26 protein-coding genes are annotated in these 25,138 nt (G+C 70.8%); 18 read left to right on the top strand and 8 right to left on the bottom strand.

Annotation, left to right across the window (positions count from 1 at the left end; genetic code table 11):
* Nucleotides 1-76 precede the first annotated feature (76 nt).
* The 11 genes from ABD350_RS15320 to ABD350_RS15270 all read left to right on the top strand — a co-directional run bounded on the left by ABD350_RS15320 (nucleotide 77) and on the right by ABD350_RS15270 (nucleotide 10,099).
* Nucleotides 77-1,390 (top strand): MraY family glycosyltransferase, encoded by a 1,314-nt coding sequence (locus ABD350_RS15320; RefSeq protein WP_344348618.1) that lies wholly within the window; start codon nucleotides 77-79, stop codon nucleotides 1,388-1,390.
* A 301-nt stretch (nucleotides 1,391-1,691) separates the two neighbouring features.
* Nucleotides 1,692-2,132 carry a Cg1360 family ATP-synthase-associated protein gene (locus tag ABD350_RS15315; RefSeq protein WP_344348616.1) on the top strand — a complete coding sequence of 147 codons (441 nt, stop codon included), beginning with the start codon at nucleotides 1,692-1,694 and terminating at the stop codon, nucleotides 2,130-2,132.
* 210 nt (nucleotides 2,133-2,342) lie between these two features.
* Nucleotides 2,343-3,179: a F0F1 ATP synthase subunit A gene (gene atpB, locus ABD350_RS15310; RefSeq protein WP_344348615.1), complete on the top strand. Its 837-nt coding sequence runs from the start codon at nucleotides 2,343-2,345 to the stop codon at nucleotides 3,177-3,179.
* Between the two features lie 74 nt (nucleotides 3,180-3,253).
* Nucleotides 3,254-3,499, top strand: coding sequence for an ATP synthase subunit c family protein (locus ABD350_RS15305; protein WP_055720591.1), 246 nt, complete (start codon nucleotides 3,254-3,256; stop codon nucleotides 3,497-3,499).
* Nucleotides 3,500-3,536: 37 nt separating this feature from the next.
* Nucleotides 3,537-4,082 (top strand): F0F1 ATP synthase subunit B, encoded by a 546-nt coding sequence (locus ABD350_RS15300; RefSeq protein ID WP_189998797.1) that lies wholly within the window; start codon nucleotides 3,537-3,539, stop codon nucleotides 4,080-4,082.
* On the top strand, nucleotides 4,079-4,894 hold the full coding sequence (locus ABD350_RS15295) for a F0F1 ATP synthase subunit delta (RefSeq protein WP_344348614.1): 816 nt from the start codon (nucleotides 4,079-4,081) through the stop codon (nucleotides 4,892-4,894). Before ABD350_RS15300 ends, ABD350_RS15295 begins: the two co-directional genes overlap by 4 nt.
* 150 nt (nucleotides 4,895-5,044) lie before the next feature.
* Nucleotides 5,045-6,637 carry a F0F1 ATP synthase subunit alpha gene (gene atpA / locus ABD350_RS15290; protein WP_030790043.1) on the top strand — a complete coding sequence of 531 codons (1,593 nt, stop codon included), beginning with the start codon at nucleotides 5,045-5,047 and terminating at the stop codon, nucleotides 6,635-6,637.
* 21 nt (nucleotides 6,638-6,658) lie between these two features.
* On the top strand, nucleotides 6,659-7,576 hold the full coding sequence (locus ABD350_RS15285) for a F0F1 ATP synthase subunit gamma (protein WP_344348613.1): 918 nt from the start codon (nucleotides 6,659-6,661) through the stop codon (nucleotides 7,574-7,576).
* On the top strand, nucleotides 7,577-9,013 hold the full coding sequence (atpD, locus tag ABD350_RS15280; protein ID WP_344348612.1) for a F0F1 ATP synthase subunit beta: 1,437 nt from the start codon (nucleotides 7,577-7,579) through the stop codon (nucleotides 9,011-9,013).
* 110 nt (nucleotides 9,014-9,123) lie between these two features.
* On the top strand, nucleotides 9,124-9,498 hold the full coding sequence (locus ABD350_RS15275) for a F0F1 ATP synthase subunit epsilon (protein ID WP_023546729.1): 375 nt from the start codon (nucleotides 9,124-9,126) through the stop codon (nucleotides 9,496-9,498).
* Between the two features lie 154 nt (nucleotides 9,499-9,652).
* Nucleotides 9,653-10,099 carry a DUF2550 domain-containing protein gene (locus ABD350_RS15270; protein WP_189998786.1) on the top strand — a complete coding sequence of 149 codons (447 nt, stop codon included), beginning with the start codon at nucleotides 9,653-9,655 and terminating at the stop codon, nucleotides 10,097-10,099.
* Nucleotides 10,100-10,160: 61 nt separating this feature from the next.
* Here the strand turns inward: ABD350_RS15270 and ABD350_RS15265 are convergent, their stop codons facing one another.
* From ABD350_RS15265 to ABD350_RS15255, 3 genes are all read right to left on the bottom strand, one after another.
* Entirely contained in the window at nucleotides 10,161-11,981 is a 1,821-nt protein-coding gene (locus tag ABD350_RS15265) for a glycosyl hydrolase family 18 protein (RefSeq protein ID WP_344348610.1), read from the bottom strand.
* A 137-nt stretch (nucleotides 11,982-12,118) separates the two neighbouring features.
* Complete coding sequence (locus ABD350_RS15260) at nucleotides 12,119-12,766, bottom strand: response regulator (RefSeq protein ID WP_344348609.1); 648 nt, start codon at nucleotides 12,764-12,766, stop codon at nucleotides 12,119-12,121.
* Entirely contained in the window at nucleotides 12,763-13,935 is a 1,173-nt protein-coding gene (locus ABD350_RS15255; protein ID WP_344348607.1) for a sensor histidine kinase, read from the bottom strand. Before ABD350_RS15255 ends, ABD350_RS15260 begins: the two co-directional genes overlap by 4 nt.
* Before the next feature lie 151 nt (nucleotides 13,936-14,086).
* On the opposite strand from ABD350_RS15255, the gene ABD350_RS15250 reads away from it, so the two are divergent.
* Nucleotides 14,087-14,656, top strand: a complete 570-nt coding sequence (locus ABD350_RS15250) for a hypothetical protein (RefSeq protein ID WP_344348606.1) — start codon at nucleotides 14,087-14,089, stop codon at nucleotides 14,654-14,656.
* A gap of 97 nt (nucleotides 14,657-14,753) precedes the next feature.
* Here the strand turns inward: ABD350_RS15250 and ABD350_RS15245 are convergent, their stop codons facing one another.
* From ABD350_RS15245 to ABD350_RS15235, 3 genes are read right to left on the bottom strand one after another with little or no spacing between them, the layout of a single operon-like run.
* On the bottom strand, nucleotides 14,754-15,326 hold the full coding sequence (locus tag ABD350_RS15245; protein WP_344348605.1) for a cob(I)yrinic acid a,c-diamide adenosyltransferase: 573 nt from the start codon (nucleotides 15,324-15,326) through the stop codon (nucleotides 14,754-14,756).
* A 13-nt stretch (nucleotides 15,327-15,339) separates the two neighbouring features.
* Nucleotides 15,340-16,089, bottom strand: a complete 750-nt coding sequence (locus ABD350_RS15240; RefSeq protein WP_344348604.1) for an ABC transporter permease — start codon at nucleotides 16,087-16,089, stop codon at nucleotides 15,340-15,342.
* A 14-nt stretch (nucleotides 16,090-16,103) separates the two neighbouring features.
* Complete coding sequence (locus ABD350_RS15235) at nucleotides 16,104-16,889, bottom strand: ABC transporter ATP-binding protein (protein ID WP_344348602.1); 786 nt, start codon at nucleotides 16,887-16,889, stop codon at nucleotides 16,104-16,106.
* Between the two features lie 79 nt (nucleotides 16,890-16,968).
* Here ABD350_RS15235 and ABD350_RS15230 point away from each other — a divergent pair, with 79 nt between their 5' ends.
* The 4 genes from ABD350_RS15230 (at nucleotide 16,969) to ABD350_RS15215 (ending at nucleotide 22,036) form a co-directional block, all read left to right on the top strand.
* Nucleotides 16,969-17,610, top strand: coding sequence for a TetR/AcrR family transcriptional regulator (locus ABD350_RS15230; RefSeq protein ID WP_344348601.1), 642 nt, complete (start codon nucleotides 16,969-16,971; stop codon nucleotides 17,608-17,610).
* Between the two features lie 125 nt (nucleotides 17,611-17,735).
* Entirely contained in the window at nucleotides 17,736-18,584 is an 849-nt protein-coding gene (locus tag ABD350_RS15225) for a 3-hydroxyacyl-CoA dehydrogenase family protein (protein ID WP_344348600.1), read from the top strand.
* A gap of 155 nt (nucleotides 18,585-18,739) precedes the next feature.
* A complete protein-coding gene (locus tag ABD350_RS15220) occupies nucleotides 18,740-19,063 on the top strand; it encodes an STAS domain-containing protein (RefSeq protein WP_014675024.1) in 324 nt (107 codons plus the stop codon).
* 282 nt (nucleotides 19,064-19,345) lie between these two features.
* Nucleotides 19,346-22,036, top strand: a complete 2,691-nt coding sequence (locus ABD350_RS15215) for an ATP-binding protein (protein ID WP_344348599.1) — start codon at nucleotides 19,346-19,348, stop codon at nucleotides 22,034-22,036.
* Between the two features lie 32 nt (nucleotides 22,037-22,068).
* Here ABD350_RS15215 and nucS read toward each other — a convergent pair whose 3' ends face one another.
* Entirely contained in the window at nucleotides 22,069-22,740 is a 672-nt protein-coding gene (gene nucS, locus ABD350_RS15210; protein ID WP_344348598.1) for an endonuclease NucS, read from the bottom strand.
* Between the two features lie 276 nt (nucleotides 22,741-23,016).
* On the opposite strand from nucS, the gene ABD350_RS15205 reads away from it, so the two are divergent.
* A complete protein-coding gene (locus ABD350_RS15205; protein ID WP_344348597.1) occupies nucleotides 23,017-23,409 on the top strand; it encodes an SCO5389 family protein in 393 nt (130 codons plus the stop codon).
* A gap of 132 nt (nucleotides 23,410-23,541) precedes the next feature.
* Here ABD350_RS15205 and ABD350_RS15200 read toward each other — a convergent pair whose 3' ends face one another.
* Entirely contained in the window at nucleotides 23,542-24,570 is a 1,029-nt protein-coding gene (locus ABD350_RS15200) for an LLM class flavin-dependent oxidoreductase (RefSeq protein WP_344348596.1), read from the bottom strand.
* Nucleotides 24,571-24,793: 223 nt separating this feature from the next.
* Between ABD350_RS15200 and ABD350_RS15195 the strand changes: the two genes are divergently transcribed.
* Entirely contained in the window at nucleotides 24,794-25,126 is a 333-nt protein-coding gene (locus tag ABD350_RS15195) for an ATP/GTP-binding protein (protein ID WP_344348595.1), read from the top strand.
* Nucleotides 25,127-25,138 lie beyond the last annotated feature (12 nt).

Raw genomic sequence — 25,138 nt, 5'->3', positions numbered from 1 at the left:
CCGGCCGTCCTCATCCATATGCATCCGTCGCTAGGGTGTGAGGCTGTGATGGCCAGCGAGACCTGTGGGGAAGCCCGTGCGTGAATACCTGCTGACGCTCTGCATCACGGCCGCGGTGACGTATCTGCTGACGGGGCCGGTACGGAAGTTCGCGATCGTGGCCGGGGCGATGCCGGAGATCCGGGCCCGGGACGTGCACCGGGAACCCACTCCGCGCCTCGGCGGTATCGCGATGTTCTTCGGACTGTGCGCGGGGCTGCTGGTCGCGGACCACCTGACGAACCTCAACGAGGTCTTCGCCAAGTCCAACGAGCCGCGGGCGCTGCTCTCCGGGGCCGCGCTGATCTGGCTGATCGGCGTCCTGGACGACAAGTTCGAGATCGACGCGCTGATCAAGCTGGGCGGCCAGATGATCGCCGCCGGCGTGATGGTCATGCAGGGTCTGACGATCCTGTGGCTGCCCATCCCGGGCGTCGGCAACGTCGCGCTGACCCAGTGGCAGGGCACGCTGCTGACGGTGGCCCTGGTGGTCATCACGATCAACGCGGTGAACTTCGTGGACGGCCTGGACGGCCTCGCGGCCGGCATGGTGTGCATCGCGGCGGGCTCGTTCTTCCTGTACGCCTACCGGATCTGGTACTCCTACGGCATCGAGGCCGCCGCCCCCGGCACGCTGTTCGCGGCCATCCTGATGGGCATGTGCCTGGGCTTCCTGCCGCACAACATGCACCCGGCGCGGATCTTCATGGGCGACTCGGGCTCGATGCTGATCGGCCTGGTGCTGTCGGCGGGCGCGATCTCGATCACCGGCCAGGTGGACCCGGACGCCCTCGCGCTGTTCACCGGTTCGGAGAAGGCGGCGGTGCACCAGACGGTGCCGGTCTACATCCCGCTGCTGCTCCCGCTGACCATCATCGCCGTACCGGCGGCGGACCTGGTGCTCGCCATCGTCCGGCGCACCTGGCGCGGTCAGTCCCCGTTCGCCGCCGACCGCGGCCATCTGCACCACCGCCTGCTGGAGATCGGCCACTCGCACAGCCGGGCCGTGTGGATCATGTACTTCTGGTCGGCGCTGATCGGCTTCGGGGCGCTGGCGTACTCCGTCAACTCGGCGTCGATGTGGATCGTGCTGGGCGTGGTCTTCCTCAGCGCGGTCGGCCTGGTCCTGCTGCTGCTCCCGCGCTTCACCCCGCGCGTGCCCCTGTGGGCCCAGCGGTTCGTCCCGCCGCGCTATCGCAGGCGCCGCCCGGTTCCCGGGGCCGTCGTGGACCCGGCGGCCGCCCCGGAGGTCACGGAGAGCGAGGAGCGCTCCCCGGTCGCGGCCGGGGTGTCGGGCGTCAACGGAGCGACCGCGATCGGCGCCCGTTCGCGTCTGACCGAGCGCCGCTGATACGGCCAAGGTAAGAATCTGACTAGAGCATTGCCAACTCGTGGGGGAGCAAAGCGCCCTAATACCAGACAAGTGGGCGGCGTTTTTGCGCAGACGGGCGGGTTCACCCTCATGTGTGACAGCTGGCACACCCAACAGGTAAAGACCTCATCAAATAGTTTGTGATACGGTTCACGAGAACCCGGATAGGACCGTGAGGCCTGAGTGCGACGGTCCGTAGGTGTGAGATCTCGATCACTCGGTCCGGGACTACGCTCGTCCATGACGACACCCTGCCCCCTGTGAAAGCGGAGTTGCCGCCATGCCGTCCAATGACGCCCGGATCCTGGCCCAGGCCGCAGTGCCCACGGCTGCCGTCGGTGTGATCGCCGCCGTCGTCAGCGCCGTGGTCGCCGGCGGCAAGGGGGCGATCGGGGCCGTCGTGGGGACGCTGGTGGTGATCGCCTTCATGGGGCTCGGCCTCTACGTGCTCCAGCGCACCGCCAAATCCTTTCCCCAGCTGTTCCAGATGATGGGCCTGATGCTCTACGCGGCCCAGCTGCTGCTGCTGGTCATCTTCGTCGCCTTGTTCAAGAACACGACGCTGTTCAACCCGCGTGCCTTCGCCATCACGCTCGTGGTCGCCACCCTCGCGTGGATCGCCGCGCAGACGCGTGCCCACATGAAGGCCAAGATCCTCTACGTCGATCCCGATGCCTCGTCGAAGGGCGGCAAGCCCGAGAAGACAGGGCATTCGTCGTGAGAGGTAGGGCCGGGATAAAGGCGCACGAGAGATGCTGCTATCGTCCGGTGCCAACTGCGGCATCGCGGGCGCGGGCATCTGAGCTGACGCCTGCTCGAACGCGAGGCGAGATGCCCCACAGCCGCCCCCACATCCGTAACACCAGTCCCGTGCCGACCCGCGGCCGTGCGCCGCGCCGACACAACGAGGTTGCCGTACCTATGCGCCACGATGAAGGAGCCCGCGGTGAGTGCTGACCCGACGCAGACGCTCGCTTTCGACACGAGCTGCCACCTGTTCGACGGGTGCGGCTTCCCGGCTCCGGGCCTGCACTCGTTCCTGTTCAAGCCGCTCTGGGGCGACGCGGACAGCAACTTGTACTTCAACAAGACGATGCTGCTGGCGCTCCTCGGTTCCATCATCATCGTGGGCTTCTTCTGGGCCGCCTTCGCCAAGCCGAAGGTTGTCCCGGGCAAGCTCCAGCTGATCGCCGAGTCGGGTTACGACTTCATCCGCCGCGGTGTCGTCTACGAGACCATCGGCAAGAAGGAAGGCGAGAAGTACGTCCCGCTGGTCGTCTCGCTGTTCTTCTTCGTCTGGATGATGAACCTCTGGTCGGTCATCCCGGTCGCCCAGTTCCCGGTGACCTCGATCATCTCGTACCCCGCCATCCTGGCCGCCATCGTCTACATCCTCTGGGTCGGTCTGACCTTCAAGCGGCACGGCTTCGTGGGCGCCTTCAAGAACTTCACCGGCTACGACAAGTCCCTCGGCGCGGTGCTCCCGCTGTCGATGACGATCGAGCTGTTCTCGAACCTCCTCGTGCGGCCCTTCACCCACGCCGTGCGACTCTTCGCGAACATGTTCGCCGGTCACACGCTGCTGCTGCTCTTCACGATCGCCAGCTGGTACATGCTGAACGGCATCGGCATCGCCTACTCCGCCGTCTCGTTCGTGATGGTCATCGTGATGACCGCCTTCGAGCTCTTCATCCAGGCTGTCCAGGCGTATGTCTTCGTACTGCTGACCTGCAGCTTCATCCAGGGCGCGCTCGCCGAGCACCACTGAGCCACCCGACCACCCACCCCCAGACACCCGGTGGCCAACCCCCACCGGTCATTGAAAGAGAAGGAAGAACCGGCATGTCCGCTCTCCAGACCCTCGCCGAAGTCAAGATCCAGGGCAACCTCGGCTCCATCGGTTACGGTCTCGCCGCCATCGGCCCGGGCGTCGGCGTCGGCATCATCTTCGGTAACGGCACCCAGGCCCTCGCCCGCCAGCCCGAGGCGGCCGGTCTGATCCGCGCCAACCAGATCCTGGGCTTCGCCTTCTGTGAGGCGCTCGCCCTGATCGGTCTGGTCATGCCGTTCGTCTACCCGGCCTCCTGACCCGACCGCCGCGCACCAATAGACGAAAGGCACTGATATGAGCCCCCTGGTTCAGCTGGCGGCTGAGGAGGCCGAGAACCCCCTCATCCCGCCGATCCCAGAGCTCGTCATCGGCCTGATCGCCTTCGTCATCGTCTTCGCCTTCCTCGCCAAGAAGCTCCTCCCGAACATCAACAAGGTTCTGGAAGAGCGCCGGGAAGCCATCGAGGGCGGTATCGAAAAGGCCGAGGCCGCGCAGACCGAGGCCCAGAGCGTCCTTGAGCAGTACAAGGCCCAGCTCGCCGAGGCCCGGCACGAGGCCGCGCGCCTGCGCCAGGAGGCGCAGGAGCAGGGTGCCGCGCTCATCGCCGAGATGCGGGCCGAGGGTCAGCGGCAGCGCGAGGAGATCGTCGCCGCCGGTCACGCCCAGATCGAGGCCGACCGCAAGGCCGCCGCGTCCGCGCTGCGCCAGGACGTCGGCCGGCTCGCCACCGAACTGGCCGGCAAGCTCGTCGGCGAGTCCCTTGAGGACCACGCCCGTCAGAGCCGTGTGATCGACCGCTTCCTCGATGAGCTTGAGGAGAAGGCCGAGGCCACGCGATGAACGGAGCGAGCCGCGAGGCACTGGCAGCCGCACGGGAGCGTCTGGACGCGCTGACGGACTCCACGTCCGTGGACGCCGCGCAGCTCTCCGACGAGCTGGCGGCCGTCACCGCGCTGCTCGACCGCGAGGCCGGCCTGCGCCGGGTCCTCACCGACCCGGCGCAGCCCGGAGAGGCGAAGGCCCAGCTGGTCCAGCGACTGATCGGCGGCCAGGTCAGCGGTCCGACCGCCGACCTGCTGTCCGGGCTGGCCCGGTCCCGTTGGTCGCAGTCGCGCGACCTGGTGGACGCGCTGGAGGAGCTGGCGAACATCGCCGACCTCACGGCCGCGGAGAAGACGGGCACGCTCGACGACGTCGAGGACGAGCTCTTCCGGTTCGGCCGGATCGTCTCCTCCAGCACCGAGCTGCGCGCCGCGCTCACCGACCGCGCCGCCGGCGCCTCGGCCAAGTCCGAGCTGCTGCACCGGCTGCTGGGCGGGCGGGCCAAGCCGGCCACCGAGCGACTGGTGACGCGCCTTGTCACCGCGCCGCGTGGACGTAGCCTGGAGGCGGGACTGGAGTCCCTGTCCAAGCTGGCCGCGGAGCGCCGGAACCGCGTGGTCGCCGTCGTCACCTCGGCGGTGCCGCTGAGCGACGGGCAGAAGCAGCGCCTCGGCGCCGCTCTGACCAAGCTCTACGGTCGTCGGATGCATCTCAACCTGGACGTCGACCCCGAGGTCATCGGCGGCATCCGGGTGCAGGTCGGTGACGAGGTCATCAACGGCTCCCTCGCGGACCGGCTCGACGAGGCCGCCCGCCGCATGGCGAGCTAGCAGCAACTCGATAGATCGGTCTTTCGGCACAGCACGAGAGACGCAGTACGTACTTACGGCCCTGGTTGGGCCGTGCAGAGGATTCCTGGGGGTCGCCCCCAGACCCCCAAAGTGAAACTTCGGGCCCAACAAGGAGAGCAGGGAACCCAGATGGCGGAGCTCACGATCCGGCCGGAGGAGATCCGGGACGCGCTGGAGAACTTCGTCCAGTCGTACAAGCCGGACGCGGCCTCGCGCGAGGAGGTCGGTACGGTCACCCTTGCCGGCGACGGCATCGCGAAGGTCGAGGGCCTTCCCTCGGCCATGGCCAACGAACTGCTGAAGTTCGAGGACGGCACCCTCGGCCTCGCGCTGAACCTGGAAGAGCGCGAGATCGGCGCCATCGTCCTCGGTGAGTTCAGCGGCATCGAGGAGGGTCAGCCGGTCACCCGTACCGGTGAGGTCCTCTCCGTCGCGGTCGGCGAGGGCTACCTCGGCCGTGTCGTCGACCCGCTCGGCAACCCGATCGACGGCCTCGGCGAGATCGAGACCGACGGCCGCCGCGCCCTTGAGCTGCAGGCCCCCACGGTCATGCAGCGCAAGTCGGTGCACGAGCCGATGGAGACCGGCTACAAGGCCGTCGACGCGATGACCCCGATCGGCCGTGGTCAGCGTCAGCTGATCATCGGCGACCGCCAGACCGGCAAGACCGCCCTGGCCGTCGACACGATCATCAACCAGCGCGACAACTGGCGCTCGGGCGACCCCAAGAAGCAGGTCCGCTGCATCTACGTCGCCATCGGCCAGAAGGGCTCCACCATCGCCGGCGTGCGCCGCGCGCTGGAGGAGAACGGCGCCCTGGAGTACACGACCATCGTCGCCGCCCCGGCGTCCGACCCGGCCGGCTTCAAGTACCTGGCGCCGTACACCGGTTCGGCCATCGGTCAGCACTGGATGTACCAGGGCAAGCACGTCCTGATCATCTTCGACGACCTGTCGAAGCAGGCCGACGCCTACCGCGCCGTGTCGCTGCTGCTGCGCCGCCCGCCGGGCCGTGAGGCCTACCCGGGTGACGTCTTCTACCTGCACTCCCGGCTGCTGGAGCGCTGCGCCAAGCTCTCCGACGACATGGGTGCGGGTTCGATGACCGGTCTGCCGATCGTCGAGACCAAGGCCAACGACGTCTCGGCGTTCATCCCGACCAACGTCATCTCCATCACCGACGGCCAGTGCTTCCTGGAGTCGGACCTCTTCAACGCCGGTCAGCGCCCCGCGCTGAACGTCGGTATCTCCGTCTCCCGAGTCGGTGGTTCCGCCCAGCACAAGGCGATGAAGCAGGTCTCCGGCCGCCTCCGCGTCGACCTCGCCCAGTTCCGTGAGCTGGAGGCGTTCGCCGCCTTCGGTTCCGACCTGGACGCCGCCTCCAAGGCCCAGCTGGAGCGCGGTCAGCGCATGGTCGAGCTGCTGAAGCAGGACCAGTACCAGCCGATGTCCACCGAGGACCAGGTCGTCTCCGTGTGGGCCGGCACCACCGGCAAGATGGACGACGTTCCGGTCGCCGACATCCGCCGCTTCGAGAAGGAGCTGCTGGAGTACCTGCACCGCAAGGAGCAGGGCCTCATGACCTCCATCCGCGAGGGCGGCAAGATGTCCGACGACACGCTCACGGCCGTCGCCGACGCGATCGCGGCCTTCAAGAAGCAGTTCGAGACCTCGGACGGCAAGCTGCTCGGCGAGGACACTCCTGCCGCTGCTTCCAAGTGACGTAAGGAAGGGACCTGACTCATGGGAGCCCAGCTCCGGGTCTACAAGCGTCGCATCCGATCCGTCAGCGCGACCAAGAAGATCACCAAGGCGATGGAGATGATCGCCGCCTCGCGCGTCGTCAAGGCGCAGCGCAAGGTGGCGGCCTCCACGCCGTACGCGACCGAGCTGACGCGCGCGGTCACGGCGGTGGGCACGGGTTCGAACACCAAGCACCCGCTCACCACGGAGGCGGAGAATCCGACCCGTGCCGCGGTCCTGCTCCTCACGAGCGACCGCGGTCTGGCCGGCGCCTTCAACTCCAACGCCATCAAGGCCGCGGAGCAGCTGACCGAGCGCCTGGAGCGCGAGGGCAGGCAGGTCGACACGTACATCGTCGGCCGGCGCGGAGTCGCGCACTACAACTTCCGTGAGCGCAAGATCGCGGAGTCGTGGAGCGGCTTCACCGACGAGCCGACGTACGCGGACGCCAAGAAGGTGGCGGCGCCGCTGATCGAGGCCATCCAGAAGGACACGGCCGAGGGTGGTGTGGACGAGCTCCACATCGTCTTCACCGAGTTCGTCTCGATGATGACGCAGACGGCGCTCGACGCCCGGCTGCTGCCGCTGCGCCTCGACGAGGTCGCCGAGGAGGCCGCCCCCCAGGGCGAGATCCTCCCGCTGTACGACTTCGAGCCCTCGGCGGAGGACGTCCTCGACGCCCTGCTGCCGCGCTATGTGGAGAGCCGCGTGTACAACGCGCTGCTCCAGTCGGCCGCTTCGAAGCACGCCGCCACGCGGCGCGCGATGAAGTCGGCCACCGACAACGCGGGCGAGCTGATCAATACGCTCTCCCGTCTTGCCAACGCGGCCCGCCAGGCCGAAATCACCCAGGAAATCAGCGAGATCGTCGGTGGCGCGAGCGCCCTGGCCGACGCGACCGCGGGGAGTGACCGATAAATGACCACCACTGTTGAGACCGCGACGGCTACGGGCCGCGTCGCCCGGGTCATCGGCCCGGTCGTCGACGTGGAGTTCCCCGTCGACGCGATGCCGGACATCTACAACGCCCTCCACGTCGAGGTCGCCGACCCGGCGAACGAGGGTCAGAAGAAGACCCTGACCCTGGAGGTCGCCCAGCACCTGGGTGACGGCCTGGTCCGCACCATCTCCATGCAGCCGACCGACGGTCTGGTCCGCCAGGCCCCGGTCGTCGACACGGGCGACGGCATCACCGTCCCGGTGGGCGACTTCACCAAGGGCAAGGTGTTCAACACCCTCGGTGAGGTGCTGAACGTCGACGAGCAGTACGAGGGCGAGCGCTGGTCCATCCACCGCAAGGCCCCGAACTTCGACGAGCTCGAGTCGAAGACCGAGATGTTCGAGACGGGCGTCAAGGTCATCGACCTGCTCACGCCGTACGTCAAGGGCGGCAAGATCGGTCTGTTCGGCGGCGCCGGCGTCGGCAAGACGGTGCTCATCCAGGAGATGATCTACCGTGTCGCCAACAACCACGACGGTGTCTCCGTGTTCGCCGGTGTCGGCGAGCGCACCCGTGAGGGCAACGACCTGATCGAGGAGATGTCCGACTCGGGCGTCATCGACAAGACCGCGCTGGTCTTCGGCCAGATGGACGAGCCCCCGGGCACCCGTCTGCGCGTCGCGCTGGCCGGCCTCACCATGGCCGAGTACTTCCGTGACGTCCAGAAGCAGGACGTGCTGTTCTTCATCGACAACATCTTCCGCTTCACGCAGGCCGGTTCCGAGGTCTCCACGCTGCTCGGCCGCATGCCGTCCGCGGTGGGTTACCAGCCGAACCTGGCCGACGAGATGGGTCTCCTCCAGGAGCGCATCACCTCGACCCGCGGTCACTCGATCACCTCGATGCAGGCGATCTACGTCCCCGCCGACGACCTGACCGACCCGGCCCCGGCCACCACCTTCGCCCACCTCGACGCGACGACGGTTCTCTCCCGTCCGATCTCGGAGAAGGGCATCTACCCGGCCGTGGACCCGCTGGACTCCACGTCCCGGATCCTGGACCCGCGCTACATCTCGCAGGACCACTACAACGCGGCGATGCGCGTGAAGACGATCCTGCAGAAGTACAAGGACCTCCAGGACATCATCGCGATCCTCGGTATCGACGAGCTGGGCGAGGAGGACAAGCTGGTCGTCCACCGGGCCCGCCGGGTGGAGCGCTTCCTGTCCCAGAACACCCACGTCGCCAAGCAGTTCACCGGCGTGGACGGCTCGGACGTGCCGCTGGACGAGTCGATCGCCGCGTTCAACGCGATCTGCGACGGCGAGTACGACCACTTCCCCGAGCAGGCCTTCTTCATGTGCGGTGGTCTCGACGACCTCAAGAAGAACGCCAAGGAGCTGGGCGTCTCCTGAGCCCTGTGCTCGACCGAGGGGGCGGGCGCGTCCCGCCCCCTCACCCACGCCCACTAGAATTGACCCCAACACCCGGCGCCCCTGCCGGGTGGTGACCCGAGGAGCCACTCTTGGCTGCTGAGCTGCACGTCGAGCTGGTCGCCGCCGACCGCCAGGTCTGGTCCGGCGAGGCCACCCTGGTCGTCGCGCGCACCACGTCCGGCGACATCGGCGTCATGCCCGGTCACCAGCCGCTGCTCGGTGTGCTGGAGTCGGGCCCGGTGACCATCCGTACGAGTGAAGGTGGAACGGTCGTCGCCGCGGTGCACGGCGGTTTCATCTCGTTCGCGGACAACAAGCTGTCCTTGCTGGCCGAGATCGCCGAGCTGTCGGACGAGATCGACGTCCAGCGCACGGAACGGGAGCTGGAGCGGGCGAAGGCGGAGGGCGACGCCGCCGCCGAGCGCCGCGCGGACGTCCGACTGCGTGCTGCGGCGGCGCGCTGAACCAGCCGCGCGGTACGTTGACGTCACTCAGCCGCGGCCGGCCCGGAGCAATCCGGTGCCGGTCGCGGCTGAGGCAGATGTGGGTGTTTTTTCCGTTTCATTACTCAAGTGCAGAAGCAGTTCCACCAACTAGGAGACGAGGAGGTCGGTGTCGATGGTCCTCGCTCTGACTGTGTGCGGAATCGTGGTCGCGCTCGTGGTGGTGGGGCTGTTCCTGTTCGGGCTGCGGCGCCGGCTCATCCAGCGTTCCGGCGGGACCTTCGACTGCTCGCTGCGCTGGGACGTCCCGGAGAAACCGGACACGGGCGGCAAGGGCTGGTCCTACGGCGTCGCCCGCTACAACGGCGACCGCATCGAGTGGTACCGGGTCTTCTCCTACGCCGTACGCCCCCGCCGCGTCCTGGAGCGGGCACAGATCGAGGTGGCCGGGCGCCGGCTGCCCGAGGGCGAGGAGGAGCTGGCCCTGCTGTCCGACGCGGTGGTACTGGCCTGTACGCATCGGGGCACGCGCCTCGAACTCGCCATGAGCGAAGACGCGCTGACCGGGTTCCTCGCGTGGCTGGAGGCAGCACCCCCCGGACAGCGGGTGAATGTGGCGTAACCGCGTTGAGCCTCCCCCGGACGGAGTCCCAGGGAGGCTCAAGGTCGCTTGAGGGTGCTTCTTACAGGTTGTCGCTGATGGCGCTCACCAGTTCGCCGCCTGCGGTGTCACCGGTGAAGTCCCAGAAGAACGCGCCGCCGAGGCCCTGGCTGTTGGCCCAGGCCATCTTGGTCTTGATGGTGGCGGGGGTGTCGTAGGACCACCAGTTGCTGCCGCAGTGGGCGTACGCGGTGCCCGCGACGGTGCCGGTGGCCGGGCAGGAGGTCTTGAGGACCTTGTAGTCCTCGATGCCCGGCTCGTAGGTGCCGGCCGCCGGGCCGGTGGCCGTGCCGCCCGGGGCGGCCTGGGTGACGCCGGTCCAGCCGCGGCCGTAGAAGCCGATGCCGACGAGCAGCTTCTTGGCGGGCACGCCGATCGCCTTGAACTTGGCGATCGCGTCGGCGGTGGTGTAGCCCGCCTTCGGGATGCCGTCGTACGAGGTGAGCGGGGAGTGCGGGGCGGTCGGGCCCTTGGCGTCCCAGGCACCGAAGAAGTCGTACGTCATCACGTTGTACCAGTCGAGGTACTGGGCGGCGCCCGCGTAGTCCGCGGCGTCGATCTTGCCGCCGGTCGTGCCGTCGGCGGTGGTCGCGGCGGTGACCAGGTAGTTCGGGCCGAACTTGGCGCGCAGCGCGGCCATCAGGTTCTTGTAGGCCGCGGGCCCGCTGGTGTCACAGGTCAGACCGCAGGCGTTCGGGTACTCCCAGTCGATGTCGATGCCGTCGAAGACATCGGCCCAGCGCGGGTCCTCGACCAGGTCGTAGCAGGACTGCGCGAAGGCCGCCGGGTTCTTGGCCGCGTCCGCGAAGCCGCCGGACCAGGTCCAGCCGCCGAACGACCACAGCACCTTGATGTGCGGGTACTTGGCCTTCAGCTGGCGCAGCTGGTTGAAGTTGCCGCGCAGCGGCTGGTCCCAGGTGTCGGCGACGCCGCTGACCGAGTTCTCGGCGGTGAACGCCTTGTCGTAGTCGGCGTAGGAGTCGCCGATCGCGCACTTGCCGCCGGTGACGTTGCCGAAGGCGTAGTTGATGTGCGTGATCTTGGCCGCGGAGCCGGACGTCACCACGTTCTTGACGTTGTAGTTGCGGCCGTAGATGCCCCACTCGGTGAAGTAGCCCATCTTCACCTTGTCACCGGTGGGCGGCTCGGTGTTGCCGCCGCCGGTGGTGTGGACCTTGACCGCGCCGCTGACCGGGCCGGTCTGGTCGGCGGTGTCGCGGGCCTGCACGCTGTAGGAGTAGTCGGTGCCGGCGGTCAGGCCGGTGTCCGTGTACGAGGTGGTGGCGACGGTGGCGACCTTCTTGCCGTCGCGCAGCACGTCGTAGTTCTTGATGCCCTTGTCGTCGGTGGCCGCGCTCCAGGAGAGCTTCACCGAGGTGTCGGTGACGGAGGAGGCGGTCGGGGTGCCGGGGGCGGACGGGGCGGCGTCGCCCGGCTGGGTCGAGCCGTCGCAGCTGTCGCCGTTCAGCTTGCAGTTGGACGGGGAGCCGGGGCCCGAGCCGTTGAAGCCGAAGGAGACGGAGGCGCCGGGGGCGATGGTGCCGTTCCAGCCGACGTTCTTGGCGGTCCAGTGGTCACCGGAGTTGGTGACCGTGGCGTCCCAGGCCGAGGTGACCTTGGTGCCCGAGGGGAAGTCCCACTCGATGGTCCAGGAGCTGATGCTGCTGGTCCCGGTGTTCTTGACGGTCCACTGGCCGCCGAAGCCGGAACCCCAGTCGCTGGTCTTGGTGAAGGTGGCGGTCGCGTTGCCCGCGGCCTGGGCGGGGCTGGCGAGCCCGACCGCGCCGGCCAGGGGGAGCAACAGGGACGCGATCCCTGCCGCGGCTCTGTGTCTGAAGCGCATGCTGCGCCTCCCTCGTCGTAGAGGTGTCAGGGGCATGACTGAGCCTTCATGCCCCACGGTGCTGCGAGGGTAGAAAGGTCTGGACCACAGGTCAATAGGTCTGGACCATTCTGGGGGTCATCGCGGCGGGCGTCCCGCTACAGCCCCAACTCTCTGGCCAGCACCGCCGCTTGCACCCGGCTGCGCAGCCCCAGCTTCGCCAGCAACCGGCTGACGTGCGTCTTCACCGTGCCCTCGGCCATGTCCAGGCGGCCGGCGATCTCCGCGTTCGACAGCCCCTCGCCGACACAGCCGAGCACCTCCCGCTCCCGCCGGGTCAGGCTCTCCAACACCGCCGGGTCGGCCGCCGCACCCCGCTCCGCGCCCCCGCCCGCGGCGAACTCGGCGATCAGCCGCCGGGTCACGGCCGGCGCCACCACCCCCTCCCCGCGCGCCACGGTCCGCACCGCCTCCAGCAGTTCCCGCGCCTCCGCGTGCTTCAGCAGGAAACCCGCCGCCCCGGCCCGCAGCGCCCCGAACACGTACTCGTCCAGGTCGAACGTGGTCAGCACCAGGACGTCGGCGAGCTGCTCGGCCACGATCCGCCGGGTCGCGGACACCCCGTCCAGCACCGGCATCTGCACATCCATCAGCACCACGTCCGGCCGCAGCTCGCGGGCCAGCTCCACCGCCCGCTCCCCGTCCGCCGCCTCCCCGGCCACCTCGATGTCGGGCGCGCTGCCCAGGATCAGCGCCAGCCCGGCGCGGACGGCGGACTGGTCCTCGGCGACCAGGACACGGATCATGCGGAATCTCCTTCGGTGAGCGGAAGCGCGGCCCGTACGGTCCACAGTCCGTCTCGGGGCCCGGCCTCGAACGTGCCGCCGAGCAGCGCCGCCCGCTCCCGCATTCCGGTCAGTCCGGCACCGGAACCCGGCGCGCGGGGGCCGTCGCCCGGCCGGTACGGACTGGTCACCCGGATGTCCAGCAGACCGTCCCGCTGCCGCAGCACCACGTGCACGCTCCCCTCGGCCGCGTGCTTCAGGGCGTTGGTCAACGACTCCTGCACGATCCGGTAGGCGGCCAGCTCCACCGGCGCCGGCACCTCGCCGTGCCCGGCGTCGAGCGTGACGTCCAGGCCGTTGGCCCGGGCGGTGCCGACCAGCGCGCCCAGGCCCGCCAGGGTGGGCGAGGCGGCGGGCTCCCGGTCCCCGGAGCGGTCCCGCAGGATGCCGATGAGCCGGCGCATCTCGGCCAGCCCCGCCACGCTGTTCTCCCGGATGACGGCCAGCGCGTCCCGGGAGGTCTTGGTGTCGTCCAGGGAGAGGGCCGCCGTGGAGTGGATGGCGATGGCCGACAGGTGGTTGGCGACCATGTCGTGCAACTCCCGCGCCACCCGCGCCCGTTCCGCGGCAACCGCCTGGGCCCGGTCCATCTCGGCCAGCAGCGCGGTCTGTTCGGCCCGCAGCCGGGCGGCCTCGGCGGCCTCCCGGTGACCGCGCACCACGGCGCCGGTCGCGGCGGGGGCCAGCGCCACCACCCCGACGCCCAGCCCGATCAGCAGGCCCTGCGGGTCGCGCCAGAGCGCCACCGGCACCACTCCGCCGAGGACCGTCAGCATGCCGGTGATCCACGGGATGCGGCGGGCCGAGGCCGGGGTGCCGTACAGGACGGCCGCGTACATCAGGTCGGTGTACAGCACGATCGTGGCCACGCTGCCGAGGGTCACGGTGTCCAGCACCAGCATGAGGGTGCCGATCAGCAGGCCGAGGCGCGGGTGGACGCGGCGCAGCGGTTCGCAGGCGGCGGTCAGCGCCAGCGGGACCAGGGCCGCCCAGGGCGCGTGCCACAGCACCAGGTCGTCCGAGGGATCCCGGGGGTGGATGCCGAGCGCCCACAGCAGCACCCCGCCGAGCAGCCCGGCCACGGCGATCCACCAGTCGTCTCGGTGCGGGCGGGGGAGCGTACGGGCCATACCCCCATCCAACACGGCCGCCGTCCGCCCCGCCTGCTCCCCGGGAAGGGTGCGGGAGTGCGACTTTCGCTTACGGCACTCTCCTCAGCGCCGACGACGAAACCGGCCGGCCCGGCCGGGACCCTGGAAGGGCGAACGAGGGGAGTAAGCCGTGATCATCGGCCTGGTCATCGCCTGCGAGGTGGCGTTCTGGGTGCTGCTGGCGGCCGGACTGGTCTTCCGGTACGCGCTGCGCATGCCGCGCACCGGACTGGCGCTGCTGCTGTGCGAGCCGCTGCTGGAGGTCGTGCTCTTCGCCGCCACGGCGATCGACCTCGAAAACGGCGCCGAACCGGACTGGCGGCACGGGCTCGCCGCGGTCTACATCGGCTTCACCGTCGGCCTCGGCCACTCCACCATCAAGTGGGTGGACGCCCGGGTGGCCCACCGCTTCGCCGGCGGCCCGCCCCCGGTGAAGCCGCCCAAGTACGGCACCGCCCGCGCCGTCCACGAGTGGAGGGTCGCGGGCCGCTGGATCCTGGCCGCGGTCGTGGCCCTCGCCCTGCTCCAGGGGGCGGTCTGGTACGTCGGCGACGGCGGCGACACCGGTTCGCTGCGGATGTGGCAGGAGCGCATGCTGTGGCTGATCGGCATCAACGTGTTCGTCGCGGGGTGTTACACGCTGTTCCCCAAGCGGGAACCGGCGCGCGCCGACGACCGGGAACCGGCCGGGCGGCGCTGACGCTCCCGGTCCGCAACCGGCCGGACGACGCCGGTGCTCCCGGTCCGCAACCGGCCGGAGGGCGCCGGCGTTCCCGGTCCGCCGCGGCCGAGGGCGGCTAGCGCTCCCCGCCCGGCACCCACAGCACGTCCCCGGTCTCCTGGTTGGCGCTGCGGGCCAGGATGAACAGCAGGTCGGAGAGGCGGTTGAGGTAGGTCGCGGTGAGCGGGTTCATCGTCTCGCCGTGCGCCTCAAGGGCCGCCCAGGTGGAGCGCTCGGCCCGGCGGACGACCGTGCAGGCCTGGTGCAGCAGGGCCGCGCCCGGGGTGCCGCCCGGCAGGATGAAGGAGCGCAGCTTCTCCAGCCGCTCGTTGAACCGGTCGCAGTCCGCCTCCAGCCGGTCGATGTAGAACTGCTCCACCCGCAGCGGCGGGAACTCCGGGTTCTCCACGACCGGTGTCGACAGGTCCGCGCCCACGTCGAACAGGTCGTTCTGGACGCGGGTGAGGACCGTGACGATCTCCTCCGCCAGCCCGCCCAGCGCGATGGCGGTGCCGATCACCGCGTTGGCCTCGTTGGCGTCCGCGTAGGCGGCGATCCTGAGGTCCGTCTTGGGCACCCGGCTCATATCGCCGAGGCTGGTGGTGCCCTGGTCGCCGGTCCTGGTGTAGATACGCGTCAGATTGACCATACGGCCAGCGTAGTTACGCCCCGGCCGTCCGGAACACCCGTGTGCCCGCCGTCACGGTCAGCGCCGTGAAGCCCACGGCGACCAGGGCGCCGTAGAGCATGTGCGCGCTCGTGTAGTCGCCGACGTACGCGTCCCGGACCGCGTCCACCAGATAGCGGAACGGGACCAGGTGCGACAGCACGTCCAGCCAGGCGGGCGCGAGGGTCATCGGGAGCATCAGGCCGGACAGCAGCATCGACGGCATCGACACCGCGTTGATCAGCGGGCCGAACTCCTGCGGGCTGCGCACCTTCATCCCGAGCGCGTACGACACCGAGGCCAGCGACACGGTCAGCAGGGCCACGAAGGCGAAGCCGATCAGGACGCCGCCCAGCGGAGCGCGCAGCCCCAGCACCACCGCGGCCAGCACCAGCAGCACCGCCTGGAAGACGAACACGGTGGCGTCCCGCAGCACCCGGCCGAGCAGCAGGGCGAGCCGGCTGACCGGGGTCACCCGCATCCGCTCCACCACCCCCTGCCCCTGCTCGACGATGACGGTGAACCCGGCGAACAGCGCGCCGAACAGGCCCAGCTGGAGCAGCAGCCCGGGCACCAGCACCTGCCAGGAGCTGCCCCGCCCGCCCAGCGGCAGATCCGTGAGCAGCGGGCCGTAGAAGAGCAGGTACAGCAGCGGTGTCAGCACGCCGAAGAGCAGGGCGAAGCGGGACCGCAGGGACTGGCGGAGATAGCGGCCGTAGACGAGGGCCGTGTCGTGGAGCAGCATCGTTTCGGGATCTCCTATACGGCGACGGGGGCGGTGTCGGCGGGGGCGGGGCCGCGGCCGGTGATCGCGAGGAAGGTGTCCTGGAGGGTGGCGTCGAGCGAGCCGCCGTAGCGGAGCTTGAGCGCGCCCGGGGTGCCCTCGGCGGCGACCGTGCCCCGGTCGACGATCACCAGACGGTCGGCGAGGGCGTCGGCCTCGTCCAGGTAGTGGGTGGTCAGGAAGACGGTCATGCCGTGCTCGTCGCGCAGCCGGCGCACCAGTTGCCACAGGTCGGCGCGGCTGCCGGGGTCCAGGCCGGTCGTCGGCTCGTCCAGGAACAGCACCTTCGGTTGGTGGGTGAGCGCCATCGCGATGTCCAGGCGGCGCCGCTGACCGCCGGAGAGCGCGCCGGTCTTGCGGTCCAGGAACCCGGTGAGGTCCAGCTCGGCTGCCAGTTCGGCGGCGCGGGCGACGGCCCGTGCCTTCGGCAGGCGGTACAGCCGGCCCTGGGTGACCAGTTCCTCCCGCACGGTGATCTGCGGGTCGACCCCGCCGGACTGGGCGACGTAGCCGCTGGCCCGGCGCACCCCGGTGGGGTCGGCCACCAGGTCGCGGCCGGCCACGGTGGCCGCGCCGCCGGTCGGCTTCAGCAGGGTGGTGAGCATGCGCAGGGTGGTCGTCTTGCCGGCGCCGTTGGGGCCGAGGAAGCCGAGGATCTCGCCCTCGTGGACGGTCAGGTCGATGCCCCGGACGGCCTCGACGGGTCCGGACGGGGTCTGGAACGTACGGGCCAGGCCCGCCGTGCTGATGACTGCTGCCATGCCCCCAGAAAAACAGAGTCCCTGAAAATTTGCAATGACCCCAATTTTTCAGTCGAACCAGAGAAGTTAGGATGCGGACATGGCTGAAGGGCTCAGGGAGCGGAAGAAGAGGCAGACCCGGCAGTACATCTCGGATGTCGCCACGGGGCTGTTCCTGGAGCGCGGCTTCGAGGCGGTGACCGTCGCGGAGATCGCGGAGGCGGCGAACGTCTCCGTCAACACCGTCTACAACTACTTCCCCGCCAAGGAGGACCTCTTCTTCGACCGCTCGGCCGGCGTGGCCGACCGGCTCGCCCGCTGGGTCCGCGGCCGGGACGTGGGGGAGTCCGCCGCGCGGGCCGTCCTGCGCGAACTGCGCTCGGAGGTCGAGGCCGTCTCGCCCCGGATCGGCCTGATGACGGGCTACGACCGCTTCATGCGGGTCATCCACGAGGCGCCGGCGCTGCGTTCGCGACTGTGGAGCCTGCAACAGGAGACCCACGACATCCTGGAGGCGACCCTGCGCGAGGAGACCGGCGCCGCCGACGGCGATCCGCTGCCGGACCTGATGGCCGGTCAGATCTGCTGGGTCCACCAGGCCGTCTTCGTCGCCATCGGCCGCGAGATGGTGGCCGGCCGCAAACCGGCCGAAGTATCACGAGAGGTCCTCGTCCTCCTGGACGACATCGAGGACCTGTTGAGCGAAAAGGTCCTCAACTACGCCGTCCGTGAGGCGGTCTGACCCCTGCCGGTGTGATGTCCGTCAATCGAGACGTGACGCGCGTTACTTACCGGTCACACGACGCTCCCGGAGCGCTATGGTCCGCCGGAGAGGCAGACGTTCAGCGCGTTCTAAGGGGAGTCGGAGTGGCACGGAAGCTTGCCGTCATCGGGGCCGGGCTCATGGGATCCGGTATCGCTCAGGTCGCCGCGCAGGCGGGCTGGGAGGTCGTGCTGCGGGACGTCACCGACGAGGCGCTCAGGCGCGGCACCGACGGCATCAAGGCTTCGTACGACAAGTTCGTGGACAAGGGCAAGCTGGCCGCGGAGGACGCCGAGGCCGCCCTCGCGCGCATCGCCCCCACCACCGACCTCGACGCCGCCGCCGAGGCGGACGTCGTGGTGGAGGCCGTCTTCGAGAAGCTGGAGGTCAAGCACGAGATCTTCCGCGCGCTCGACAAGCTCGTGCGCGAGGACGCCGTGCTCGCCTCCAACACCTCCGCCATCCCGATCACCAAGATCGCGGCGGCCACCGAGCGCCCGGAGCGGGTCGTCGGCGTGCACTTCTTCTCGCCGGTGCCGATGATGCGGCTCGTCGAGCTGGTCCGCGGCTACAAGACCAGCGACGAGACCCTCGCCACCGCCCGGGAGTTCGCCGAGTCCGTCGGCAAGACCTGCATCGTCGTCAACCGGGACGTGGCCGGCTTCGTCACCACCCGGCTGATCTCCGCCCTCGTGGTGGAGGCGACCAAGCTCTACGAGTCGGGCGTCGCCACCGCCGAGGACATCGACCTCGCCTGCAAGCTGGGCTTCGGTCATGCCATGGGCCCGCTCGCCACCGCCGACCTCACCGGCGTGGACATCCTGCTGCACGCCACGAGCAACATCTACACCGAGTCCCAGGACGAGAAGTTCGCCCCGCCGGAGCTGATGCGCCGGATGGTGGACGCCGGTGACATCGGCCGCAAGAGCGGGCAGGGCTTCTACAAGTACTGAGCCCCACGCCGCCACACCGTCCCCGGGAGGATCACTCCCGGGGGTGAAATCGGTATCGGTTCGCTGACAAGCAGCAACCGCACCGCCATCCGCACAGTCAGACGGGGCACAACACCCGTCACACAGACGCCAACCGCACTCAACGGGGAGCGCATATGCACATCAGGGGCGACCACGCCGAGCTGGTCGTCGGGGGCCGCCTCGACGTCCGCAGCGCGGCGGACGCCCGTACGGCCCTGCACTCGGCCGTCGACACCGGAGTCGGCGACCTGGTACTCGACCTGTCCGAACTGGATTCCTGGGACGCCACCGGACTCGGCGTGATCATGGGCGCCCACCGGCGGGCCGGCCGCTGCGGGCGCCGGCTGGTGCTGCGGGGCGTGCCCCCGCAGATGCAGCGCCTGCTGGTGGCCACCCGGCTGCACCGCATCCTGGCCATCGAGGGCGGCATCGGCGTGGAGTCGCTGCCCCGGGTGTGAGGTATCAAGGGGGCACGGCGCGTACGCGGCGGCGGGACCCGGACGGAACCGGGCGCGACCGCCGAACCGTACGACGGGGGCAATCCTCCCGAGACCGTGACGTCTCGGACCGCATGGCACCCCGCCCTGTCGCCGGGACCCGGTGACGGTTTAGGGTGCGGTCGCCCGCCGTCTCGCGACCCTCTGCCGAGCGGGCCCGGACCAGAAGCGACAGCGCGGTGTGCGACAAGGCCGGGAGGGCCATCAACACGGGCACACGACGCTTTTGGGGAGCTTGAACCCATGGACCCGATCAACCCGGGACCCGAGGACCACGGCCAGGCGCACCACCGCCGCCCGTCCCGGGACCCCCTCGCCGCCGACCTCGCCCCGGCCACGCCCGTGCCCGCCCGCATGGAACGGCTGGTCTGCGGCGACCTCCAGCTGACGGTCAATCCGGTCGACGGCAGCGAGATCGAACCCTGCCGGCCGGCCGAGCGCCCCGGCGGGGCGACCAAGCGCACCGCCGCCGAGCGCGCCGAGGTCGAACTCGCCGCCCGGCCGCCCGCCCCGGCCGGTGCCGCCCCCGCCGCCGAGCCCGTCGTGCCGGAGCGTCGGGAGGAGCGCGAGCGCCTGGCCCGGCTGCTGGCCCGCGGGCGCTCGGTCCGTCTGACCGGACCGGCCGGTTCCGGCCGTACCGCGCTGCTCGACGCGGTCGCCGAGGACTGCCGCGACCTCGCCCCCGACGGCGTGGTCCGGCTGTGCGGCTTCCGCCGGGCGCCCGGCGACCTGCTGCACGACCTGTTCCACGCCGTCCACGACGCCCCCGGGTACCGTCCCGATCCGGACGAACTTCTCGCCCTGGTCCGGGAGATCGGCGCCGTCGTCGTCCTGGACGACCTGGAGTTCGGCGGCACCGCCCTGGACGAACTGCTCGACGCCACCCCCGAGTGCGCGTTCCTGTTCGGCGCCACGCCCGACGTGCCCGCGCCCTCCGCCGAGGCGGACGTGGAGGAGGTCTTCCTCGGCGGTCTCGACCGGGCCGCCGGGCTGGGGATCCTGGAGCGGACCGCCGGCCGGGCGCTCACCGAGGAGGAGGTCAACTGGGCCGGCGACCTGTGGTTCGAGTCCGAGGGGCTGCCCCTGCGGTTCGTGCAGGCCGGTGCCCTGCTCCGGCAGCGCGACCGACTGCGGGCCGGCGCCGGCGCGGTGGACGAGTACGGGGTCTTCGAAGACGTACGCCGGCCCGTCGAGCCGCCGGTGGAGTCGGGGGAGGAGGTTCCGCTGCCCTCCCTCGGCGAGGCGGCGGCGCCCGCCCCGCTGCTCGCCTCCCGGCTCAGCCGCTCCGCCCGGGCCTCCCTGCGCTTCGCGGTGGCCCTCGGCGGCGAGGTGCCGCACCAGGCGCATCTGCCCGCCCTGGTCGGCGACACCCACGCCGACGCGGCCCTCGGCGAGCTGGTGGCTTGCGGGCTGGTCTCCCCGGTCGGCTCCCGCTACCGCCTCGCGGCCGGTGTGCGGACCCAGTTGGAGGCCGCCGGATACGCCGACGACACCGCCGAGCACGCCCTCACCGCCGCGCGGCACTACGCCTGGTGGGCCGGGCATCCCTCGGTCACCCCGGAACGGGTGTGCGCGGAGGCCGACGCGGTGCTGGCCGCGCTGGCCGCCGTCGTCCCGCGTGCGTCGTCGTCCGCCGGGGACGAGGAGGGCGGAGCCGTACGGCTGGCGCGTACGGTGGCGCCCGCCTTCGCCGCGGGGTTGCACTGGAGCGCCTGGGAACGGGCCCTGCGGTCCGGCGCGGAGGCCGCCCGGCTGAGCGGCGAGGTGGCGGAACAGGCCTATTTCCACCACGAGTTGGGCATCCTCGCGCTGTGCTCCGGGCAGTTCGGCCGGGCCCGTGCGGAGCTGGAGGCGTCGAGCGGGCTGCGCGGCGCGCTCGCGGACAAGCGGGGCGCGGTGGCCGGCCGCAGGGCGCTGGCGCTGCTCGCCGACCGCGCCGGCGAGGTGCCGGGCCCGTCGGTGCCGGGGCTGCCCGCGCCGGGGCCGTCGGTGCCGGGGCCGTCCGCGCCGGCGGGGGAGGAGCCTACGGAGGTACTGCGGGACGTGCCGGCGCCGGCGCCGGCGCCCTACGGTGCCCCGGGCGAGACCCGGATGACCCGGCAGCTGACGCAGCCCGTGCCGCGGCCGGCGGCACCGCCGGTGCCGGGTCCGGCGACGCGTCCCGCGGGGCGGGCCGGCGGCCTCCGGCGGCTGGCCCGGCGCAACCTGGTGGCGGCCGGTGCCGGGGCCCTGCTCGCGGCGGTGCTCGGTACGGTCGTCACGCTCGGCATGACGTCCTCCGGCAGCGCCGACCGGGACCCGGCGGGCAAGGTCGACGCCAATCCGTCGGCGAGCCAGGGCGTGGACGACGCGGACCCGGGCGTGGGGCCGGCGGACTCCGGCGGTACCGGGGACACCGGCGCGGTCGGCGGCCGGCCCGCGTCACCGGGTCCGGACGGCACGTACGGCACGGCGGACGACCCCGCACCGCCGGACACCGCCTCCCGTCCCGCGGAGAGCGGCGAGCCGTCCCGTCCCGGCACGTCCTCCGGCTCGCCGTCGGCATCGCCGAGGCCCGGCGGCTCGGGCGGCTCCTCCACGGGCGGTACGACGGGAGGCACGCCCGGCGGCTCGACCGGGAGCGGCGGCGGTGGTTCCACCGGTTCGACGGGGGGAACGCCGACGGGCGGCACGACGACCGGCGGTTCCACGGACGGTTCGGCCACGGGCGGGACGACGGGGACCGGGACGGGCGGCACCACCGGTACGACGGGTGAGACCACCGGTGGCACGACGGACGGTTCGGCCACGGGCGGCTCGCCCACGGGCGGGACCACCGACACGGGCGGCACCACGTCCGGCGACACCGCCGGCACGGCGACCTCCGGCTCCACCGGCGGCACCACCGCCTCGGCCACCCACCCGGCCCCGGCCACGACGAACCCGGTGATCTGAGCGCTGCCGCCGGGGCGTGAGCGCCGCGGCGGTCAGAACAGGCGGAGTTTGTCGTCCTCGATGCCCCGGAGGGCGTCGTAGTCCAGGACGTGGCAGTCGATGCCGCGGTCGGTGGCGAGGACGCGGGCCTGGGGCTTGATCTCCTGCGCGGCGAAGATGCCGCGGACCGGCGCCAGATGGGGGTCGCGGTTCAGCAGGTCCAGGTAGCGGGTGAGCTGTTCGACGCCGTCGATCTCACCCCGCCGCTTGATCTCCACCGCGACCGTCCGGCCGTCGGCGTCCCGGCACAGGATGTCCACGGGACCGATCGCGGTCATGTACTCGCGGCGGATGAGGGTGTAGCCCTCGCCCAGGGTCTCGATGCGGTCGGCGAGCAGCTCCTGGAGGTGCGCTTCCACGCCGTCCTTGATCAGACCCGGGTCCACCCCGAGTTCGTGCGAGGAGTCGTGGAGGATCTCCTCCATCGTGATGATCAGTTTCTCGCCCGCCTTGTTGACGACGGTCCACACACCCGCCTCGTCGCCGGTCCCCTCCTTCAGCGTGCAGGGCGGCGACATCCAGTTCAGAGGCTTGTAGGCCCGGTCGTCGGCGTGGATGGAGACGCTGCCGTCCGCCTTGACCAGGATCAGTCGCGGTGCCGAGGGCAGATGGGCGGTGAGCCGGCCGGCGTAGTCGACCGAGCATCGGGCAATGACGAGACGCATGGTCGGCAACGCTACTCGACGCGCGCCGGTGCTCGCGATCCGCCCATCCCGCTCCCTGTGGATCGTCCCAATTGTCCCTGGAACCTCTTGTTCATCCCTGGCCGATAGTGAGCATGAGCCGACCGTTCCATATACGCATTCTGCTGGTGTGGTCACCGACCGTTGCCTACCGTAGGGAACGGGAGGTTGCGGCCCCTGTACCGAGCGTGTTCGTAATCGCGAACTCCCCTATCTGTCCGCCAACCCCTGCGCTTCGGGGGTGCGAGAGGAGAACCCATGTCGCTCGACGTCTCACCGGCCCTACTCGAACAGGCCGAGCGAGGCGAGGTCGACGAAGCAGCATTCGTCGACTGCGTCCGGACCTCCCTGCCCTACGCATGGGAGATGATCAGCTCCCTGGTGGCCCAGCTGAAGGTGGACGGCGGCCCCTTCGCCGACAACCAGACGCCCCCGCCCGACGAGCAGGCGCGCGGTCAGCTGCTGCGTGCGCTCGCGAGTGACGCGATACGCGGCGCGCTGCAGCGGCACTTCGGTGTGCGGCTGGCCTTCCAGAACTGCCACCGTGTGGCGGTGTTCCCGCCGGACGCCTCGGTGGACGAGACGCTGGCCCGCTTCACGTCGGTGCGCAGCCAGTTGCTGAACCAGTCCCCGGAGTTCCGGGACTGCTGACGCGGCCGCGGCCGCGGCACGGCCGGGACCGAGTCGTCAGAGCCGTCGGCTTGCCGCTCCACCCCGCGCAAGGCGCTGTCGCGGGGAGGTGCTCTCGTTGTCGGGGCGGCAAGCCCGAGGCGGCCGGTGCGGTCAGCGCAGTTGGGGCAGTACCTCCGCGCCGAGCCGCCGTAGGTTCTCCTCGGTGGCCGCGAGCTGTCCCGAGCCCTCGACCATGAGGGCGAAGCGGGAGATCCCGGTGCGCTCCGAGGTGGCCGCGAGCCGGTCGGCGGCGAGCCGCGGGGTGCCCACCGGGTGCAGCTCACAGAGCAGTTCGGTGTAGGCGTGCGGGTCGCGCATCACGCGCTCCCGGCCGTCCACCGTCATATGGGCCCCGAGCCCCTGCCGCAGCCAGCCCGGCATCGCCTTCAGCAGGGTTTCGGCCGCGTCGGTGCGCCGGTCGGCGAGCTGGCAGACGCCGGCCGAGACATGGGCGGCGCCCGCGATCTCCTCGGCCGGCCGGCCCGCCGCGCGGGCGCAGTCCCGCCACAGCGCCACCATCTCGGCCTTCTCCTCGTCCCCGACGTGCATGCCGAGCAGCATCGGCAGCCCGCGCTCGGCGGCCAGCCGCACGCTCGCCGGCGAGGTGCAGGCCAGGACCACCTCGGGGCCGGGGGTGTCCGTCAGGGCGTCCGACGGGCGGGGTACGACCGGCACCTCGCGGAAGGAGTACCGCTCGCCGGCGGCCGCCACCGCCGGTTCGCCCAGCCAGCGCAGCAGCAGATCGAGCGACTCCGGGAACCCGTGTTCGTACGCCTTCAGGCCCGCGCCGAACACCTCCAGGTCCACCCAGGGGCCGCCGCGCCCGACGCCCAGCGTGAACCGTCCGCCGCTGGTGACGTGGAGCAGCGCGGCCTGCTCGCCGAGGGCGACCGGGTGGGCGGTGGGCAGGACGCTGACCGCGGTGCCGACCCGGATGCGGTGGGTGCGGCCCAGCAGCAGCGCGGCCAGGGTGACCGCCGAGGGGCATGTGCCGTAGGGCACGAAGTGGTGCTCGGCCAGCCATACGGCGTCCAGCCCGGCCTGCTCGGAGACCTCCGCCGAGCGGACCGCCCGGTGCAGCGCCTCTCCCGGGCCCTGGCCGGGGAACTGGGCGGCCAGCACAAAAGTTCCTACGCGCATCGCATTTCCTGCTTCCTTGGCTCCGACCCGGAGCTCCCCCGCCGGGCATAACCGTCTGACACGTGCCAAGGACACGGTCCCGCCGGGGAGATTTGCCGATTGTCTGCAGAATGGATCGCTCTGGAGGGGGACTTGTGGGGATTGGTTCCGTACTCGTACCCCGCTCCGCGCCGCGTAGGCTGGAGGGCACCCGTGCTTCCTGTATAGCTCCGAGAGGTGTCCCGTGTCCCCGCGTCGCAACCGACCGAAGGCAGCCGGATCGTCGGGCCGGAGCGCCGAGGACGACCACGCCGGCCGGTACGGCGGCTGGCAGTCCACGGAGAGCTGGCAGGGCGAGGACTGGAGCGTACGGCACGTCGCCGGAGCCAGTGCGCAGGGCAAGACCTACCGCTGCCCGGGCTGCGACCAGCTGATCCCCTCCGGCGTCCCGCACGTGGTGGCCTGGCCCGAGTACGCGGGCGTCGACGACCGCCGGCACTGGCACAAGGCCTGCTGGAACGCGAAGGACCGCCGCACCACGCGGGTGCAGCGGTCCCGTAACGCGCCGAGGTTCTGAGCCGGGCTATAC

Source organism: Streptomyces nogalater (genome assembly GCF_039532885.1).
Lineage (GTDB): Bacteria > Actinomycetota > Actinomycetes > Streptomycetales > Streptomycetaceae > Streptomyces > Streptomyces nogalater.
The sequence above is the reverse complement of the archived record's forward strand: the minus strand, read 5'-3'. Positions and strand labels throughout refer to the sequence as shown.

Bases quoted from the DNA above. Each gene is read 5' to 3' on its own strand.
- ABD350_RS15215 (WP_344348599.1), top strand. From the start codon at position 19,346: ATGGACCCGATCAACCCGGGACCCGAGGACCACGGCCAGGCGCACCAC.
- ABD350_RS15245 (WP_344348605.1), bottom strand. From the start codon at position 15,326: ATGGTCAATCTGACGCGTATCTACACCAGGACCGGCGACCAGGGCACC.
- ABD350_RS15315 (WP_344348616.1), top strand. From the start codon at position 1,692: ATGCCGTCCAATGACGCCCGGATCCTGGCCCAGGCCGCAGTGCCCACG.
- ABD350_RS15265 (WP_344348610.1), bottom strand. From the start codon at position 11,981: ATGCGCTTCAGACACAGAGCCGCGGCAGGGATCGCGTCCCTGTTGCTC.
- ABD350_RS15240 (WP_344348604.1), bottom strand. From the start codon at position 16,089: ATGCTGCTCCACGACACGGCCCTCGTCTACGGCCGCTATCTCCGCCAG.
- ABD350_RS15300 (WP_189998797.1), top strand. From the start codon at position 3,537: ATGAGCCCCCTGGTTCAGCTGGCGGCTGAGGAGGCCGAGAACCCCCTC.
- atpA (WP_030790043.1), top strand. From the start codon at position 5,045: ATGGCGGAGCTCACGATCCGGCCGGAGGAGATCCGGGACGCGCTGGAG.
- ABD350_RS15200 (WP_344348596.1), bottom strand. From the start codon at position 24,570: ATGCGCGTAGGAACTTTTGTGCTGGCCGCCCAGTTCCCCGGCCAGGGC.
- atpB (WP_344348615.1), top strand. From the start codon at position 2,343: ATGAAGGAGCCCGCGGTGAGTGCTGACCCGACGCAGACGCTCGCTTTC.
- ABD350_RS15220 (WP_014675024.1), top strand. From the start codon at position 18,740: ATGCACATCAGGGGCGACCACGCCGAGCTGGTCGTCGGGGGCCGCCTC.
- ABD350_RS15270 (WP_189998786.1), top strand. From the start codon at position 9,653: ATGGTCCTCGCTCTGACTGTGTGCGGAATCGTGGTCGCGCTCGTGGTG.
- ABD350_RS15260 (WP_344348609.1), bottom strand. From the start codon at position 12,766: ATGATCCGTGTCCTGGTCGCCGAGGACCAGTCCGCCGTCCGCGCCGGG.
- ABD350_RS15255 (WP_344348607.1), bottom strand. From the start codon at position 13,935: ATGGCCCGTACGCTCCCCCGCCCGCACCGAGACGACTGGTGGATCGCC.
- nucS (WP_344348598.1), bottom strand. From the start codon at position 22,740: ATGCGTCTCGTCATTGCCCGATGCTCGGTCGACTACGCCGGCCGGCTC.
- ABD350_RS15305 (WP_055720591.1), top strand. From the start codon at position 3,254: ATGTCCGCTCTCCAGACCCTCGCCGAAGTCAAGATCCAGGGCAACCTC.
- ABD350_RS15205 (WP_344348597.1), top strand. From the start codon at position 23,017: ATGTCGCTCGACGTCTCACCGGCCCTACTCGAACAGGCCGAGCGAGGC.
- ABD350_RS15295 (WP_344348614.1), top strand. From the start codon at position 4,079: ATGAACGGAGCGAGCCGCGAGGCACTGGCAGCCGCACGGGAGCGTCTG.
- ABD350_RS15230 (WP_344348601.1), top strand. From the start codon at position 16,969: ATGGCTGAAGGGCTCAGGGAGCGGAAGAAGAGGCAGACCCGGCAGTAC.
- atpD (WP_344348612.1), top strand. From the start codon at position 7,577: ATGACCACCACTGTTGAGACCGCGACGGCTACGGGCCGCGTCGCCCGG.
- ABD350_RS15235 (WP_344348602.1), bottom strand. From the start codon at position 16,889: ATGGCAGCAGTCATCAGCACGGCGGGCCTGGCCCGTACGTTCCAGACC.
- ABD350_RS15285 (WP_344348613.1), top strand. From the start codon at position 6,659: ATGGGAGCCCAGCTCCGGGTCTACAAGCGTCGCATCCGATCCGTCAGC.